Below are 15,565 nucleotides of genomic sequence, written 5' to 3'. Positions count from 1 at the left end.
GAGGCCACGCCTGCGTTTACCGCAGCGGCGACAGCCAGGTTCAGCGGGTTTTTCGCTGGTGGAACTGATGATTGGGCTGGCCATTGGCCTTCTCCTGGTGGCCGGTATCACACTGTTGTTCGCAAAAAGCAGTCAGTCCGGCAACGAACTCGAAAAAAGCATTCGACAGATCGAAAATGGCCGATTCGCCGTGGAAACGCTGCGTGAAGAGCTTCGTCACGCGGGCTATTACGCGGAAGTGCCGGCCGATGCCCTGGGTTACACAAGCCCGGCGGTCTGCGCTACCGTTTTGACCGAGCTTGGCTGGGACAAGTCATCGCCGGCTGAGCCACGCCTTCCGCTGCCGATTGTGGGCCTCACCGCAACCGAAGCGCACGCGCTGCCCTGCCTGGTCAATCACAAGGAGGGCACGCCAGCTTTTGCCGTACGGAGGCTGAGCGTGGACACGATTGCGCCCACTGCAGTAGCGGGCGATAGGGCTTTCGTGCAAACGTCGCGCTGCAGCACGGACCCGCTAGCAGACCCGTTCATTGTGTCTGCCACAGCCGCGGATTTCGTGTTGCGCACCTTGCGGTGCGACGCCGCCAATGCGGTCCGCCAATACGTATCTCGCGTCTACTACATCGCTGATTGCAGCGAATGCGGACGGGATTCGATACCGACACTGAGGATGGCGGAACTCCGGGGTGGCCAGATGATTTCGGTGCCATTGGCAGAAGGCATTGAAAACTGGCTGGTCGAATATGGCTTCGACACCACGGACCCCGTCAACCCCGCAGCAAGCGCGGAAGCCAACCCGGGCACACCCGACATTTTCCGCACCAGCCTGAGCGGTACCGCTGGCGCACGCGACAACGACTGGGCAAATGTGGTGGCGGTGCGCTTTCATCTGCTGGCTCGTACCACCGAAAAATCCGCTGGTTACACCGACAGTGCGAAAACCTATGTGCTCGGCACCGCGGGCAACGCTGTCAGCATCGCAGGCGACAACAGCGGGTTCAAGCGAAGGGTGTATTCCTCCACGGTACGGCTTTCCAACGTGGCGGGCTTGCGCGAAGCAGCGCTGCCGCCTGCTGTCGCTGCATCAGGGGCTGGATCATGATGCAGCGCAATGCCCGTCAGCGCGGTACCACGCTGGTGATCGTGCTTATCTTTCTGGTGCTACTGAGCCTGTTTGCCATCAGCGCGTTCAACAGCTCCAGCGGCACGCTGCGCATCGTGGGCAATAGCCAGGCGCATCAGGAAAGCCTCTCTGCGGCACAAATGGCGCTAGAGCAGGTCATCAGCACCTCGCAGTTCCACAAGGACCCAGCCGCGGTCGCAGCGGTCCCGGTTTTGGTGGACATCGACGGCAGTGGCAGCGTCGACTATGCCGCCACCGTGCAATTGCCAGAGTGCATCCGTGTCAAACCTATCCTGAATATCGAATTGCCACCCGCGTCCAAGTCGGGAAGCAGCGACCTCGACCCGTACCGCGACTGCCGCGGCTCGTTCGAGGGTGATTGCGTAAACATGGAATGGAGCGTCACCGCTTCTGTCAGCGACCCCAAGACTCGCACGCAAGTCGCGGTCACCCAGGGAGTCGGTGTGGTGGATTTCGTCAACGAGGTGCCTGATGTCTGCAAGTGAAAAAACCCCTGTGAGCGGTTCCGCGTTGGGCCGTCTTCGTCAGCTGCGCCATTGGACGGCACTCGTGCTAGGGCTGGCGGTGGCGCTGCCCACGATGGCGCAGTTCACCAGCGACATCGACGTGTACAGCGGCACAGCTGGGGGCGGCGCCCCCAATGTGCTCATCTTGCTCGACAACACCGCCAACTGGAACACGGCTTTTTCCAACGAGCGCGCCGCGCTGACGAACACGATCAACCAGCTGGTCCAGGCCTCAACGATCGGCAGGTTCCGCGTCGGTCTCATGATGTTTACCGAGAGTGGCACCGGGAACAGCAACGTGGACGGTGGCTATATGCGCGCGGCAATCCGCACGCTGGACAGCACCAATGCGCCTCCCTTTATCGGCCTGTTGGAGAGCATGCACGTCCAGAACGATGTGTCCAACGGCGGCAAGCTGGGAAAGACCATGGCGGAGGCGTACTACTACTTCACGGGAGCGGCGCCCAATTCCGGGCGAGACAAAGTCAAAACCGACTACACCGGCAATACACAGGGCACGGCGCAGTCGCGTGCAATCTATGCATTGCCGGGCAATGCGCTCACCGGTGTTGCCGGTGCGGCCTACCAGCGCCCTGGGGTGGACGGGTGCGCGGGCAGCTACATCATCTACATCAGCAACGGTGCGGCGCAGGACAACCAGAGTGACAACACGGACGCGTCCAACCGCCTGTCGGCCGCCTACACTGCCGCGGGCCTGACCCGTCCAGCCGACATCACCAACCTGAGCCCCAACGGGTCGATCAGCAACGTGGCCGATGAGTGGGCGCGTTTCATGAAGGTGTCTCCCAGCTCCATCACCACTTTCACGATGGACGTAGATCCTGGAACTACCGGACAGGCGCCCGGGTGGAGCGCGCTGCTCAAGAGCATGGCGCGCAGCAGCGGTGGCGAGTACTTTGCCGTTAGCTCTTCAGGCACACAGATCGCCGAAAAGCTCGCTGGCATCTTCAGCCAGCTCCAGGCGCGAGACAGCGTTTTCGCGTCCGCGAGCCTGCCGGTAAGCATGAGCTCCCGTGGCACGTATGAGAACCAGGTGTTCATGGGCATGTTCCGGCCGGACGGTAACAGCTGGCCCCAGTGGCGCGGCAACCTCAAGCAGTACAAGTTCGGCTACGACCCTGCCACGGACACGCTCGCGCTGGTCGACGCAGCCGGCAACGACACCGTCAGCAGTGCATCGGGCTTTCTGTCCCCCACCGCCACGTCGTTCTGGACGTCGCCCAGCACCTTCTGGAGCAATGAGCGCATGGGTACGCCGCCCAGCGCGTCCGACTCGCCCGATGGTGAAGTCGTCGAAAAAGGTGGCATCGCCCAGCTGATCCGCAGTGCGTACGCGACCAACCAGGCAAGCCGTAGCATCTACACCTGCGTCGGCTGCAGCGCTATCACCAACCTCGCCACGGCAGATGCCGCAAAGTTCCGCGTCGGCAACAGCGCACTGCCATCCACACTGGATGCTGCCACCATCAATTGGGTACGCGGAACCAACACCGAGGCCGACACGGCACCTTCGACCACCCCGGCCACCACCATACGTCCAGGTGTCCACGGCGATGTCTTGCACTCCCGCCCTGCAGTGGTCAACTACGGGGGCACCACCGGTGTCGTCGTTTTCTATGGCGCAAACGACGGCATGCTGCGCGCCATCAGCGGCAAACAGACGGGTACAGGAGCGGGCAGTGAACTGTGGGGGTTCGTACCGGAGGAACACTTCGACAAGCTGCGCCGCCTGCGGGATAACAGCCCGCCCATCAGGATTTCGACCACTGTCGTAGGTGACGAAACTGCCGCAAGCAGGCCCCGCCCACGCGACTACTTCGTGGACGGTCCCATCAGCATTCATCGCGTGGCAGGAACCGGTGGCGCCGCCGACCAGGTGTACCTGTACGTCGGTATGCGGCGGGGTGGACGGTTCATGTACGCGCTGGACGTCTCTGATCCGCTGCAGCCCCGGTTTCTCTGGAAGAAAAGCAACACCGATACCGACATGGGCAAGCTGGGTCAAACCTGGTCTGAAGCGAAGGTGGCCAGGGTCAAAGGACGCACGAACCCGGTGCTGGTAATGGGTGGGGGCTATGACGCTGCGGCGGAGGACGCCGCAAGCCCTGGCACCACAACAATGGGCAACGCGGTGTTTGTGCTGGACGCCATTACGGGCGCTGTGCTCAAGCGGTTCGACACGGACCGCAGCGTGGCGGCTGACGTGAGCCTCATGGACCTGGACAACGACGGGTTCACGGATCGCGCTTACGCAGTAGACACCGGCGGCAATGTCTACCGGCTTGACCTGGAGACGCCCACGGGTACCACTACCGCCAACTGGTCCATCTACAAGCTGGCGGCGCTGGCTGGCTCCGGTACGCGCAAGTTCTTCTTCGCCCCGAACGTCGTTGTGACAAAGACCTTCACCGCGGTACAGGTGGGCTCGGGCGACCGCGAGAAGCCTCTGACAACCAGCAGTGCAGGGGCCGATGCATTCTTCACGGTGTTTGACGACAGGCAAGTGAAGGGCGCACCGACGGAGACGTTCACGGCCATGCGCGCGAGTGACCTGGGCTTGTCCGGGTCCACCGCAGACATGGCAAAGGGGTGCTACATCCCCATGGCCGCTGGTGAAAAAGTGGTCAACGCAGCCACCAGCTTCCGTGGCAACACCTACTTTGGCACCAATCGGCCGACGCCGCCTTCAGAAAGCTGCTCTGCCAACCTGGGTGAGGCCCGGGGATACGCGGCCCCGCTGTTTTGCGCAGCGGCCACCAGCGAAGTCTTCAAGGGAGGCGGCCTGCCACCGAGCCCCGTGGTGGGCTATGTGACGGTGACCTACGTGAAGACGAACGCGGACGGGACGACCAGCAGCGCGGAAAAGCGGGTGGAGTTCGTGATTGGCGCACCCAACGCCAGACAGTCTGGCATCGAAGGGGCCAAACCGGGAGCACGCATCAATGTGCCGCGCAAGCGACGTTTCTGGCACCAGACCGGCGCACGCTGATCGCATGGCAGGTATTGCAACTCTGTGAGGGCAGTTTCTCCTTGTTTGGACGTTGGTGCGCGGGAACCCAGCGGTGTATCCCGATACAGGCTCAGCCAAGGGCAATGCCAGAAAGTCTTGATGCGTCTTGCGCTTCAGCCCGGTGTATTGATGGGCAGGTGCGGTTTGATCGTCGAGGGCGAACGTGCGCGCATCCCGGCGCAAACACCCTCATTGCAGCCAGCGACTTCCATGTCTGCGGCCCGCAATGGCCTGGGCTCAACCCCAACCGAGCGCAGCAGTCGACCAGATGGCCGACGGTCAGCTTCCCTCAGCTGTCAAGCCGCAGCAAGGCGCAGCCGTCATCCCATCGGGTCTGAATCAGGCGTGACGCTGTGGACGGCCTTGACCAGCCCCTTGCCGCTGAACGGCTTGACCAGATAAGCGTTCGCCCCGGCCGCCATCGCGGCCTTGCGGTCTGCCGGCTGCGAGCGGGCGGTGAGCATGATCACTGCAGCATGGCGCGTGCGCGGGTCCGCCTTGATCAGGCGGCAGACATCCACCCCGTTCAGCGCGCCCGGCATGGTCACATCCAGTAGCACGATGTCGGGCTGCAGTGCCTGCGCGGCCTCCCAGCCGGCGCCGCCGTTGTCTGCCTCGTGCAGAGCCAGGGGCTGGTCTTCCAGCGTCAGCCTTATCAGCTGCCGGATGTCCGCCTGGTCTTCGATGATGAGTACTTTTCTCAAGATGATGTGAGCCGGTGGGGCGCGTGCTGGTACTGACCGGTGACGCCTGCAAGGCTCGGATCCTGCACGGCGACCAGGGTTCCGCGGACGGGCACCCGTGTCGAAGCAGCGTTCACATCAGCAGCACCGATGTCCCGGGCGGGGCCGGCAATAGCCAGGCCACTGCGCGTGCTGCCCCCGCAAAGCTTGCAGCTAGGGTGCCCCGGCGCCGTCAGGCTCCTGCAGCTGGTAGATCACGTCGATCAGTTGCACGGCGCTGAACGGTTTTGCCATGTACACATCGGCGCCTTCGGCCAGCCCGGCCTCCTTGTCTTCCGACAGGGCACGCGCAGAGATCATCACCACTTTGGTATGTTTGAGCGAAGGCTCAGCTTTGATCAGGCGGCACACCTCCAGCCCATTGAGCTTGCCGGGCAGCATCACGTCGAGCAGGACGATGTCGGGGCGCATTTCGGTCGCCATGGCCCAGCCAGCGTCGCCCGTCTCGGCTTCGCGGATTTCCGAGACATCGAACTCCAGCGTCATGCGCAGGAGCTTGCGGATGTCGAGTTGATCTTCAACGATCAGGATACGGGTCATAAAAGGCTCGTCAATTCAGGTAACTGGGGCATTTTTCTCTTCAGCACTACCGCCACACTTGCCAGTAGACCACCGGCATGGCGGCTCCGCCCCGACGAGCATCAAGTCCGGCTCAGTCTGGCTCAGCATTCCCTGTTGCTTGCGCAAGGTTGCGCCGCAGTTGCACTGCATCGGTCCGCGAAAGCAACTGCCCTCCCGATACCGGGCAAAACAGCCGCGTGGAATTGCCTGCGCTACAGACCTGACGATAAACCGATTGTGCGGCCACCGCCAGTTCGGCGCCCGAAGCTCGATTTTGCTGCGTTATGGAATCCTTGTGGGCCACTGCCTCATTCATCTGGGCGCCCCCCCGGTTTCTCCCCACATGCTTTGGCGCTGTTTTCGTGCAGGAATCCTTTGGATCTGCGAGTGGAAGCCCGGAAATCAATGCCCTCTACGGGCTCCAGGTACCTAGTGCATCGCCGCGATCCATCGGTTCCTTCCATGGTCCGCGCCACAGACCCCTGCCGGGGTACAGTGTGCGCGTGGCCGGGCAGCCCATGGCGCTGAAACCCGCCCGCAGGCAAAGAGACACGGTTGCAGCACGTGGTGTGATCTTTCGCATCAGCGACGGATACCGGGGTGTTGTGCACCGCAAAGGCGTACACGCACGGTGTGATGGGCAGATGGCTGTGCATGGTTCAGTGCTCCGGTACTGTGTGCATCACGGTCGTGTCACGCCACCAATGCAGGCAACCAGCGCGCAGTGATGTCGTCGCCAGACATGGGCTTGCCCACGTAGTACCCCTGGGCCTGGTCGCATTGCAGGCCGCCCAGGATCTGCAGCTGCTGCGCGGTTTCCACGCCCTCAGCCACGGTCTGCATGTGCAGGGCCTTGGCCATGCTGATGACCGCGTTCACGATGGCAAGGCTGTCCTCGTTCTCGATCATGTCGCGCACGAATGACATGTCTACCTTGAGCTTGGACACCGGAAAAGACCGCAGCCGCGCCAGCGACGAATACCCCGTGCCGAAGTCGTCTATCGACAGCGAGAAGCCGGCCCGCGTCAGGCGCAGGGCCACGTTGCGCGCCTTGTCCGGGTCCTGCATCAGGGCTGATTCGGTGATTTCGAACTCGATCCACTGGGGCTGCACGCCACAGCGCAGCACGGTGCGCAGTGCCCGCTGCGGAAAATCCTCGTCGGCAATCTGCGACGGCGCCACGTTGACCGCGATGGGAGGCATGGGCGAGACGCCGCGCGCCTGCCATTGCGCGAGCAGTGCGCAGGCCTCCGTCAGCGCCCAGTCGCCCAGCTGCGAGATAAGCCCGCGGCTCTCGGCAATGGGGATGAATTCCGACGGACTGACGCTCCCCAGCTCGGCGTCATCCCAGCGCGTAAGGGCCTCGACACCTACCAGCGCGCCTGTCTCGATGTCCACCTTGGCCTGGAAGTGCAACTTCAGATGCGACGATGTGATGGCGTGACCGAGCTTGTTGCCGATGCTGGTGCGGCGGTGGATCTCGTCGCGCATCTCGCCGGTGTACTGCAGCCAGCCACCCCCGCGCGCCTTGGATGCATACATGGCGATGTCGGCGTTCTGCAAGAGCAGGTCGATGCTGTCCGCGCGCGATTGGTACAGCGCGATGCCGATACTGGCGCCCACGTCGAGCGAGAGGTGCCCCACATTGATCGGACCCGCAATCACGCCGTGCAGCCGCTCGGCGAATGCGGACACGGATTCGGCCTCATCCAGCAGGTGCACACACATGAATTCGTCGCCGCCCATGCGCGCTGCGGCATCGTGCTCGTCCAGCACGGCTTCGCAGCGGCGCGCCACTTCGACCAGCACATGGTCTCCCACGGTGTGGCCCTGCGAGTCATTGATGTCCTTGAAGCGGTCCAGGTCTATGAACATCACCACGGCGCGCCGCCCCTTCTGATGGGCCCGCTCCAGCGCGTTCTTGGCCAGGACCACACCGTGGGCCCGATTGGGCAAACGGGTCAGCGTGTCATAGAACGCCAGCTGCTCCATGGCCTTCTCCGCGGCCTTGCGCTCGGTGATGTCCAGCACCGTGCCGTAGGCATGCACCGGGTTGTCGGCCTCGTCCCGTACGATTTTCCCGCGCGCTTCCACCCAGACGATCCCGTTGGTCCGCTGCACCCTGAACTCCGCGTGCAATGGCCCACCACGCGAGGCGGCCTCCCAGCGCGTCATTACCCGCTCAAAGTCTGTCGGGTGGATCTGCGTGAGGATCTTCTCGAACGTCACGGTCTCGCCACGGACGCCCATGATCCGGGCGGCCTGGGGTGTGAGCGACATGGAGCCATCAAAGTAGGTCTGCCACGTACCGATGCGCGCCACCGACTGCGCATCCAGCAGGTCACGCAGCAGCTTTGTCTGCTCCCGCAGGTCTTCAAACACGAACAGCAGCCGGACCTCATCACCCGGCAGTTGCGACGGAAGGCAATGGACCGTGACGCTGACCTGAACCCCCAGGGAGCTGTGAACCGGCAGCAGCTCGATGGACTCCTTGACCATGGCGCCCTTGAGTGCGCGGCGGGTCAGCTTCTCCAGCGCCTTGATGTTCATCAGGTTGTGGAGCAACGTTCCCCGCACGCTCTGGGGCGCAAAGCCAAACAGCTTCTCGAAGGCCTGGTTGGCAAATACCACCTTCAGGTCATCGGTGGTGACCAGGGTGCCGTACGGCAGGTGCGCAAAGGCGGCTCCGTAGTCGCGCAGGTCTGCAATGAGGTCGTCGCGGTGGGCGATGTAGGCGTCGAGTGCCACGCCAATGTCAAGGAACACCACCTTGATGAGCGCCCGGAACGCGTCAATAAACTCGGGCTGCCTGCCGCCGGTGCTTTCCACTACCAGTGGCAGCAGTCCCGAAAGGTACTGGCTGTACGCGCCAAGGTACCAGCCGGGGGAGAGCCCTACCCGGGCGTGTGCCAGCCCCACCTTGCTGCGGTCCTCCAGGTAGTCGGCATCGTAGGGGCCGGCCGTGAGCTTGCCGAAGTACACCGCCTGGGTCTTCTTCAGCTGGGCAAGCATGTCATCGCCCTTGATGAGCGCCCTTGTTTCGCTGAAGGAAAGCAGATGCTCGTACAGCGCGTCGACAAACGCCGTCATGTCGCCGCCCATCGCATCGTGCAACTTGCGCAAGGCAGCCTCGTCTTCGGGGGTCAGCGAGAGAAAGGCCTTGCGACGCTCGAACTCGCGGACGGACTGGATGCTTTTCATGACGGGGCAGTGGTGGGCGAGCCAAAAGGCTGCGGGTTGGCGTATCCAAAATGTGAACTGATGCAGATGCTTAGCAGATCCCGCGCCAACATCATTCTTGCAGCGATGTTACCAAAGGTATATCGTTAATTTGATTTATATAACCCCTTTGTACCCTTGTTTTATTAACAAAAATGATGTATTGCCAACCTCTCCCTACCTTGTGCTTGGCAATTTCTTCGGGTCATGGGTGGGGCGGCCCAGGCACTGCGGTCGGAACCAGGTGCGTACGACAACCACTGGCACCCAGGGCGGATACGCCCCGGCGGGTGGCAGACAGAATGAGCAGGGCCGGGCTTCAGCACATGGCCGTGTGGGCAGCGTGAACGGCCTCGATGAGACGCGCGGTGCTGAAGGGTTTGACGAGGTAATGGTCTGCACCCGCCGCCATCCCAGCTGCGCGCTCTGCAGCATGCACGCGGGCACCACTCACAATGATCACCCGCGCCCCGCATGTGCGGGGGTCCGCCTTGATGAGCCTGCAGACATCCAGCCCACCCAGTCGCCCGGGCAGCAACACATCCAGCAGCACGATATCGGGCCGGATCTCGCAAGCCAGCTCCCAGCCAGCATCGCCCGTCTCGGCCTCATAGAACCGGAAGGGCCCGTCTTCGAGCGCCAGTCGGAACAGATCGCGCACAGGAGCGTGGTCCTCGTTGATCAATATTTTTTCATCTTTTTCACTTTGTCCAGTAGTTGCAAGCAGCAGGCTTTGAATGAAGGAAAGCTGCAGGTATTTGCATATATATCAAATAAGCAAATTTATCGAACGAAGTCCTGCGTTGATCGAATAGTGACCGTGCAAAGGCGTGCACAGCGACACCGGTGCAGACAAGCCTGTTGCGCCGCATTGCTGAGCACCACGGGCAGTGAAGGAAGGTTTCGCCAGCGGTGGGCGCCCCATGGATAAAAGAGTGCCGATGAAGGGCGCTTCGTGGCACGCCGCCCGGTATAAGGCGGGCCGAGTGACGCAGCGCGAGGGGCGCGTTCAGCGGATTGGCCGCACAAGCAACCACTGGCCCCCCTTACGGGCCGGGCAGTGGCGCAGGCTCCTAGACCACCGTGAGCGGTACGGTCAGGCGGTAGCCGATGCCGCGCACCGAGCTGATGGCGCCCGCAGGCGCACCAGAGCGCACCAGCTTGTGGCGCAGCCGGACGATGCGGACCTCCAGTGCGGCCTGCGCATACGACTGCGGGTCTTCGCCCAGCAGGGTCATGATCTCCGCATACTCCAGCCGGCCCGTCTGCGCACTGCCCAGCCCCACGAGAATGATCACTTCGCTCTCTGAAAGCGGCACCTCGGCCACCGGGCCGGTCAGCAACCGGGCGGCCGGAGCCAGCCGCAGCCTGGCACGTGTGCCGGCGGGCTGTTCGGCCGGCATGGTCTGGCGAAGCCGCCGCCCCAGCGACTCGACCGCCGCAAGCAGCTCCGACGGGTCGACCGGCTTGGGCAGGTAGATGTCTGCCCCGCTGTGGTAACCCGCGAGCCTGTCGCCCAGCAGCGTGCGGGCCGTGACCATGATGATCCCCACCAGGGGCTGCATGGCGCGCAACCGCCGGGCCAGGCTCAGCCCGTCTTCGCCGGGCAGGTTCAGGTCCACCACAAACAGATCTGGCTGCGGAACAAGCTGTACGTCGACCAGGTCTTCCGCGCAGACCAGGCCGCTTGCCCAGTGACCGTTGCGCACCAGCATGGCCACCGTGGCCTGGCGCAGGTTGTCGTTGTCCTCGATGACGATGACGTTCATGCGGGCCCCCCGTCGGATGCCAGGGCCTGCAACCCGTCATCGGGCAGCCAGCAGACAAACACCACCTCGGTGTCGGTAGGCACATAGTCGACATAGCCGCCCAGAAGACGCGCGAGGCTGTCCACCAGGAACAGCCCCAGCCCCGCGCCCGACTGGCGCTGCGCATGGGGCGCCCGGTAGTACTTCTGGAACACACTCCTGCGGTCGGGCCAGCCCGCATGGCCTGGCAGATTGGCCACCCGGATGGCATGGCCGGGCGCCGATGCCTGGGCCTGCGGCGCCACTGACACCCGGACGCGCGAGCCCGGCGCACTGTACTTGGCTGCGTTGTCGATGAGGTTGTCGATGATGATGCGGACCATTTGTCCGTCACTGTGCGCTACGGCACGCGCTTCAGGCAAGCGCGTGTCCACGTCGTTCAGCCAGCGGCCCGACTGCACGGCCTGCGCCAGGAGGTCGCCCAGATCGCACTTTTCGCGCCGCGGCACCATGCGGCCATCATTGAGCTGGCCCGACTGGACGCAGCGCTCGATCACGTCGTTCATGTCGCGCACTGCGCTCGCAATGGTGGTGGCAGGGCTGCCCGGGAGGCTGGCCGCCACCATGCGCACGGTGGCCAGTGGCGTCTTGAGCTCGTGCGCCAGCATGGTGAACAGGCGCTCCTGCTCCTCGCGCAGGGTGCGTTCGGTGGCGGCCTGCTGCTGTGCCACGTCGGCCAGGCGCGCCAGTTCGCGGTTGGCCGCCACCAGTTGCTGGTTGGCCGCTGCCAGCTGCGCATGGGCATCGCGCAGTTCGTTCTCATAGCGCTTTCGCACGTTGATGTCGCGCGTCATGCCCAGCAGTTCGATAAAGCTGCCGTCGCTGGCCAGCAGGGGAAAAGCCCGGACTTCGGTCCAGATGGTGGACCCGTCCTTGCAGTAGTACTCCTGCTCGTCCAGGTACACCGGCGGGGTCTTGCCCGCTGCAATCGCCTGCAGCATTTCGCCAAAGTACGCCATGGCGCTGGCCTGCGAGGAAGGCGTGATGATCTCCTCCATCGGCTGTCGCATGGCCTCTTCCTGCGTGAAGCCACGCACCCGGTAGACGGCCGGGCTGACGTACGTGATCGATCCATCGGCAGCCATGGTCCAGATGACGTCATTGGCGTGGTCGGCCAGCAACCGGTGGCGGATGCCGCTGACACGCAGGTCCTCTGCGGCCTTTCTTCGCTGCGTGATGTCACGGGCGAGTCCGTAGGCCTCCAGCCGACCGGTGTCAGGGTTGCGCTGGTAGTGGCTTATCAGTTCGGCGTACACCGTCGATCCGTTTTTGTGCTCCAGTTCCAGTTCATCCAGAAAGCGGTGGTTCTCGGCGATTTCGCCGCACTGGACCCCCGCTGCGCGTTCGGCCATGCGCGCAAAAAACCATTGCAACGAACCGCCACCCTTTTCCGGAGTGGCAGACTCGGCCATGGCGTCCTGCGGGGAGATACCGCGCAGCTCGGCGATGGAAGGGCTGATGTAGGTCAGCTGTGCGGAGTCAACATCCACCACCCACAGCACGTCCTTCAGGCTCTCGACAAGCAGCCTGTAATTCACGGCAATCGCCGTTGATGGCACGTTTGCCTGCTCTTGCTGCATGCCGCCGTCCCCTTGATAAAACTCCTGCCCGTGACCGCGTGATGGTCTCGCAGGATGTTACCAGTTGTGTCAAAAAAGCCGCAACTCGGTGCCGTTACCGCACGGGGCAGAAGTTGCGACGAAGGCGCACGATGGGCTCGCCATCGCCATCGCCATCGCCATCGCCATCGCCATCGCCGTGTCGCAGAGCGCCCACGCCGCCCTACCGGAACTGCTTGCGCAAAAACGGTTTGTGCCGCGCGATGTGCGCCATCTGCGCTGGCGCAATGGTGCCGCCCAGGTCTTCGCCGTCCCCGTTGAGCACGTTGTTGGCGTAGGTCAGCGCGCGGGCCACCACGTCTTCGTCGCTGACGCCCTGCTGGGCGGCCAGGTCCAGGGCCACGCGCTTCATGGCACGCTGCGACAGCATCCACATCGCGCCAAAGGCATCCCAGGCAGCGGTAGCCTCCTTGAACCGGTCATGCTCGGCCAGGATCTCGGTCAGGGGCTTGGCCAGAATCTCCTGCAGCTCATCCAGCTTTGCCTGCATGGCGTCCATTCGCGCCTCACGCTGCAGCGCCTCGGCGGCGGCGTTGGCAGCAGCATCGGGCGCAGCGGGTATGGGCAGGCTGCCGTCAGGGTTGGGCTGCGCAATGGTGAGGGAAGTGAGAGACGGTGGAAGTGCCATGGTGGCCACAGGATAACTGCCATGCGGCGCCCGCAGGCCGCGCGCATTCCAAGGCCCCGCGCGCTGGTTCTACACTGCGCCCCATGCAAATCTACATGGTGGGCGGCGCCGTCCGCGACAAGCTGCTGGGCCGCCCTGTGAACGACCGCGACTGGGTGGTGGTGGGCGCAACGCCCGAGCACATGCTGGAGCTGGGCTACCTGCCGGTGGGGCGCGACTTTCCGGTGTTCTTGCACCCCGAAACGCGCGAGGAGTACGCACTGGCGCGCACCGAGCGCAAGAGCGGCAAAGGCTACCGGGGCTTTGTGGTGCAAAGCTCGCCCGACGTCACGCTGGAGCAGGATCTCTCGCGGCGCGACCTTACTATTAATTCAATAGCAGAAGGACCAATTGAACCGGGGGCTACAGCCATTTTTGACCCATATTCCGGCTCCAGAGACCTCCAGGCGCGTGTTCTGCGCCATGTGACCGATGCCTTCCGCGAAGACCCGGTGCGCATCCTGCGGGTGGCCCGCTTTGCCGCGCGCTTTACCGACTTCACGGTGGCGCCCGAGACCATGGGACTCATGCGCGAGATGGTCGAGCATGGCGAAGCCGACCACCTGGTGGCCGAGCGCGTGTGGCAGGAACTGGCCCGCGGGCTGATGGAAGACAAGCCCTCGCGCATGTTCGAGGTGCTGCGCGAGTGCGGCGCGCTCCAGGTGCTGCTGCCCGAGGTGGACCGCCTGTGGGGCGTGCCCCAGCGTGCCGAGTACCACCCCGAGGTGGACACCGGCGTGCACCTGATGATGGTGCTGGACATGACCGCCCGGCTGCAGGCGCCGCTGGTGGTGCGCTTTGCCTGCCTGGCGCACGACCTGGGCAAGGGCACCACGCCCCCCCATGTGCTACCACGCCACATCGGCCACGAGGAGCGCAGCGCGCGCTTGCTGAAAGCCGTGGCCGAACGCATGCGCGTACCGCTCGACTGCCGCGAGACCGCAGACGTGGTGGCCCGGGAGCACGGCAACATCCACCGCAGCGGCGATCTTTCAGCCGCAGCCATCGTGCGGCTGCTGGAGCGCTGCGACGCCATCCGCAAGCCCGAGCGGTTTGCCGACATCCTGCTGGCGTGTGAATGCGATGCGCGCGGACGACTGGGGTTTGAAGAAGCCGCCTACCCGCAGCGCCCGCGCCTGCTGGCGGCGCTGGGCGCCGTGCAGGACGTGGTCACGCGCGACATTGCGGCCGACGCAGCCACCCGCGGCATGAGCGGCCCGCAGGTCGGCACGCTCATTCACCAGGCGCGGGTGGCGGCGGTGGGGCAATGGCTGCAGGGCGCAGCGGCGGACTGAACGAAAGGCCTCAGCGGGCCGCAGTGGACCGACGCGCGAGGCGTCAGCCCGCTTGCGTCAGAACGCGTAGGTAACGGCCAGCACGCCGTTGACGCCAGCCCGGTCCCGCACGATGGGGCTGTTGGCTGCATCGCCCTGCAGGCGGCTGTACGACAGCCCTGCCGTGGCCGATGCGCGCGGCGAGATGGCATAAGTGGCGGACACCGACACGCGTACATCGCGCACCCCGGCGCTCGCCTGGTACAGGCCGAGGCCACTGCGGGCGGACTGGGCGGCATCCACGCCAAAGTACGACTGCGTGTACTCCGCGTTGGCCCAGGTAGCGGCCACACCCGCGCCCACGCGCCATGCGGGGGACAGCGGTGCCGTCACGCCGGCGCCCACGTCGATCAGCAGCCCGTCGCGCCCCTGGCCCGAGCCGTAGCGCAGGGATGAGGTCAAAAAGGTGTTGGCCGTGGGCTGCAGGTTGTAGAACGCGCCCAGCTCTGGCCGCGCATCCACATCGCCCAGGCCGCGCAGCACCGGAGACCGGCTTTCGTCGCGCCCGAAGTCCGCCGTCATGCGCAGGCCGTACTGCACGCCCGGCTGGCGCGAGAAGTTGTAGCCAATGCCGTTAGTGGTGCCTGCAAACCAGCCGTTGGCCCAGCGGTAGTCGATGGCCGGGTAGGCCCGCGTGCGGCGCTCGTCCGAACCCATATATTCATGCCCGGCCACCACGGCAAGCCCCACCGTGCCGCCATTGCGCTCCGGCACCGCGCCGTACAGGCGCACGGCGTCAAAGGCCTGGGCACGGGCGCCGAAGGACAGCGCTGCGCCCAGCACGGTGACGGTCAGAAAGGCTGCTGCGCGGACAACAGCAGGCGAAAGTGCAAGCGCGGCAGTGGGCATGATTGACTCCAGGACATTATAGTTACAAAGTGACTGAATAGTATGTTTTTAGAACGAATCAGTCAAAACCCAGAGCAAAGCATG

General features: G+C 64.1%; 12 protein-coding genes. 4 read left to right on the top strand and 8 right to left on the bottom strand.

Features of this window, described 5'->3' with window-relative positions:
• Positions 1 to 10 precede the first annotated feature (10 nt).
• Genes ACTPOI_RS04790 through ACTPOI_RS04780 form a run of 3 tightly spaced genes read left to right on the top strand, consistent with a single transcriptional unit; the run spans position 11 to position 4,660 of the window.
• Complete coding sequence (locus ACTPOI_RS04790) at positions 11 to 1,102, top strand: PilW family protein (RefSeq protein WP_440108264.1); 1,092 nt, start codon at positions 11 to 13, stop codon at positions 1,100 to 1,102.
• Positions 1,099 to 1,629, top strand: coding sequence for a pilus assembly PilX family protein (locus tag ACTPOI_RS04785; RefSeq protein WP_440106930.1), 531 nt, complete (start codon positions 1,099 to 1,101; stop codon positions 1,627 to 1,629). Before ACTPOI_RS04790 ends, ACTPOI_RS04785 begins: the two co-directional genes overlap by 4 nt.
• The gene (locus tag ACTPOI_RS04780; RefSeq protein WP_440106928.1) at positions 1,616 to 4,660 is read left to right on the top strand and encodes a pilus assembly protein; all 3,045 of its coding nucleotides are present in this window, start codon (positions 1,616 to 1,618) and stop codon (positions 4,658 to 4,660) included. The genes ACTPOI_RS04785 and ACTPOI_RS04780 overlap by 14 nt, the downstream gene beginning before the upstream one ends.
• A gap of 341 nt (positions 4,661 to 5,001) precedes the next feature.
• Here the strand turns inward: ACTPOI_RS04780 and ACTPOI_RS04775 are convergent, their stop codons facing one another.
• The 7 genes from ACTPOI_RS04775 to ACTPOI_RS04745 form a co-directional block, all read right to left on the bottom strand.
• The gene (locus tag ACTPOI_RS04775) at positions 5,002 to 5,385 is read right to left on the bottom strand and encodes a response regulator (protein ID WP_440106926.1); all 384 of its coding nucleotides are present in this window, start codon (positions 5,383 to 5,385) and stop codon (positions 5,002 to 5,004) included.
• A gap of 192 nt (positions 5,386 to 5,577) precedes the next feature.
• Positions 5,578 to 5,964, bottom strand: a complete 387-nt coding sequence (locus ACTPOI_RS04770; RefSeq protein ID WP_440106924.1) for a response regulator transcription factor — start codon at positions 5,962 to 5,964, stop codon at positions 5,578 to 5,580.
• 714 nt (positions 5,965 to 6,678) lie between these two features.
• Positions 6,679 to 9,186, bottom strand: a complete 2,508-nt coding sequence (locus ACTPOI_RS04765) for an EAL domain-containing protein (protein WP_440106922.1) — start codon at positions 9,184 to 9,186, stop codon at positions 6,679 to 6,681.
• Positions 9,187 to 9,523: 337 nt separating this feature from the next.
• The gene (locus ACTPOI_RS04760) at positions 9,524 to 9,889 is read right to left on the bottom strand and encodes a response regulator transcription factor (protein WP_440106920.1); all 366 of its coding nucleotides are present in this window, start codon (positions 9,887 to 9,889) and stop codon (positions 9,524 to 9,526) included.
• Between the two features lie 388 nt (positions 9,890 to 10,277).
• The gene (locus ACTPOI_RS04755) at positions 10,278 to 10,973 is read right to left on the bottom strand and encodes a response regulator transcription factor (protein ID WP_440106918.1); all 696 of its coding nucleotides are present in this window, start codon (positions 10,971 to 10,973) and stop codon (positions 10,278 to 10,280) included.
• Complete coding sequence (locus ACTPOI_RS04750) at positions 10,970 to 12,592, bottom strand: PAS domain-containing sensor histidine kinase (RefSeq protein WP_440106916.1); 1,623 nt, start codon at positions 12,590 to 12,592, stop codon at positions 10,970 to 10,972. Before ACTPOI_RS04750 ends, ACTPOI_RS04755 begins: the two co-directional genes overlap by 4 nt.
• Before the next feature lie 202 nt (positions 12,593 to 12,794).
• A complete protein-coding gene (locus ACTPOI_RS04745; RefSeq protein WP_440106914.1) occupies positions 12,795 to 13,259 on the bottom strand; it encodes a hypothetical protein in 465 nt (154 codons plus the stop codon).
• A gap of 83 nt (positions 13,260 to 13,342) precedes the next feature.
• On the opposite strand from ACTPOI_RS04745, the gene ACTPOI_RS04740 reads away from it, so the two are divergent.
• Complete coding sequence (locus ACTPOI_RS04740) at positions 13,343 to 14,593, top strand: multifunctional CCA addition/repair protein (protein ID WP_440106912.1); 1,251 nt, start codon at positions 13,343 to 13,345, stop codon at positions 14,591 to 14,593.
• Positions 14,594 to 14,650: 57 nt separating this feature from the next.
• Here ACTPOI_RS04740 and ACTPOI_RS04735 read toward each other — a convergent pair whose 3' ends face one another.
• Positions 14,651 to 15,481, bottom strand: coding sequence for a MipA/OmpV family protein (locus ACTPOI_RS04735; protein WP_440106910.1), 831 nt, complete (start codon positions 15,479 to 15,481; stop codon positions 14,651 to 14,653).
• Between the last annotated feature and the right edge of the window lie 84 nt (positions 15,482 to 15,565).

The organism is Acidovorax sp. BL-A-41-H1 (assembly GCF_051942715.1).
This window is presented reverse-complemented; position numbering and strand designations above follow the sequence as displayed.

Coding starts and splice junctions, on each gene's coding strand:
- ACTPOI_RS04785 (WP_440106930.1), top strand. CDS start 1,099: ATGATGCAGCGCAATGCCCGTCAGCGCGGTACCACGCTGGTGATCGTG.
- ACTPOI_RS04780 (WP_440106928.1), top strand. CDS start 1,616: ATGTCTGCAAGTGAAAAAACCCCTGTGAGCGGTTCCGCGTTGGGCCGT.
- ACTPOI_RS04770 (WP_440106924.1), bottom strand. CDS start 5,964: ATGACCCGTATCCTGATCGTTGAAGATCAACTCGACATCCGCAAGCTC.
- ACTPOI_RS04765 (WP_440106922.1), bottom strand. CDS start 9,186: ATGAAAAGCATCCAGTCCGTCCGCGAGTTCGAGCGTCGCAAGGCCTTT.
- ACTPOI_RS04755 (WP_440106918.1), bottom strand. CDS start 10,973: ATGAACGTCATCGTCATCGAGGACAACGACAACCTGCGCCAGGCCACG.
- ACTPOI_RS04750 (WP_440106916.1), bottom strand. CDS start 12,592: ATGCAGCAAGAGCAGGCAAACGTGCCATCAACGGCGATTGCCGTGAAT.
- ACTPOI_RS04745 (WP_440106914.1), bottom strand. CDS start 13,259: ATGGCACTTCCACCGTCTCTCACTTCCCTCACCATTGCGCAGCCCAAC.
- ACTPOI_RS04740 (WP_440106912.1), top strand. CDS start 13,343: ATGCAAATCTACATGGTGGGCGGCGCCGTCCGCGACAAGCTGCTGGGC.
- ACTPOI_RS04735 (WP_440106910.1), bottom strand. CDS start 15,481: ATGCCCACTGCCGCGCTTGCACTTTCGCCTGCTGTTGTCCGCGCAGCA.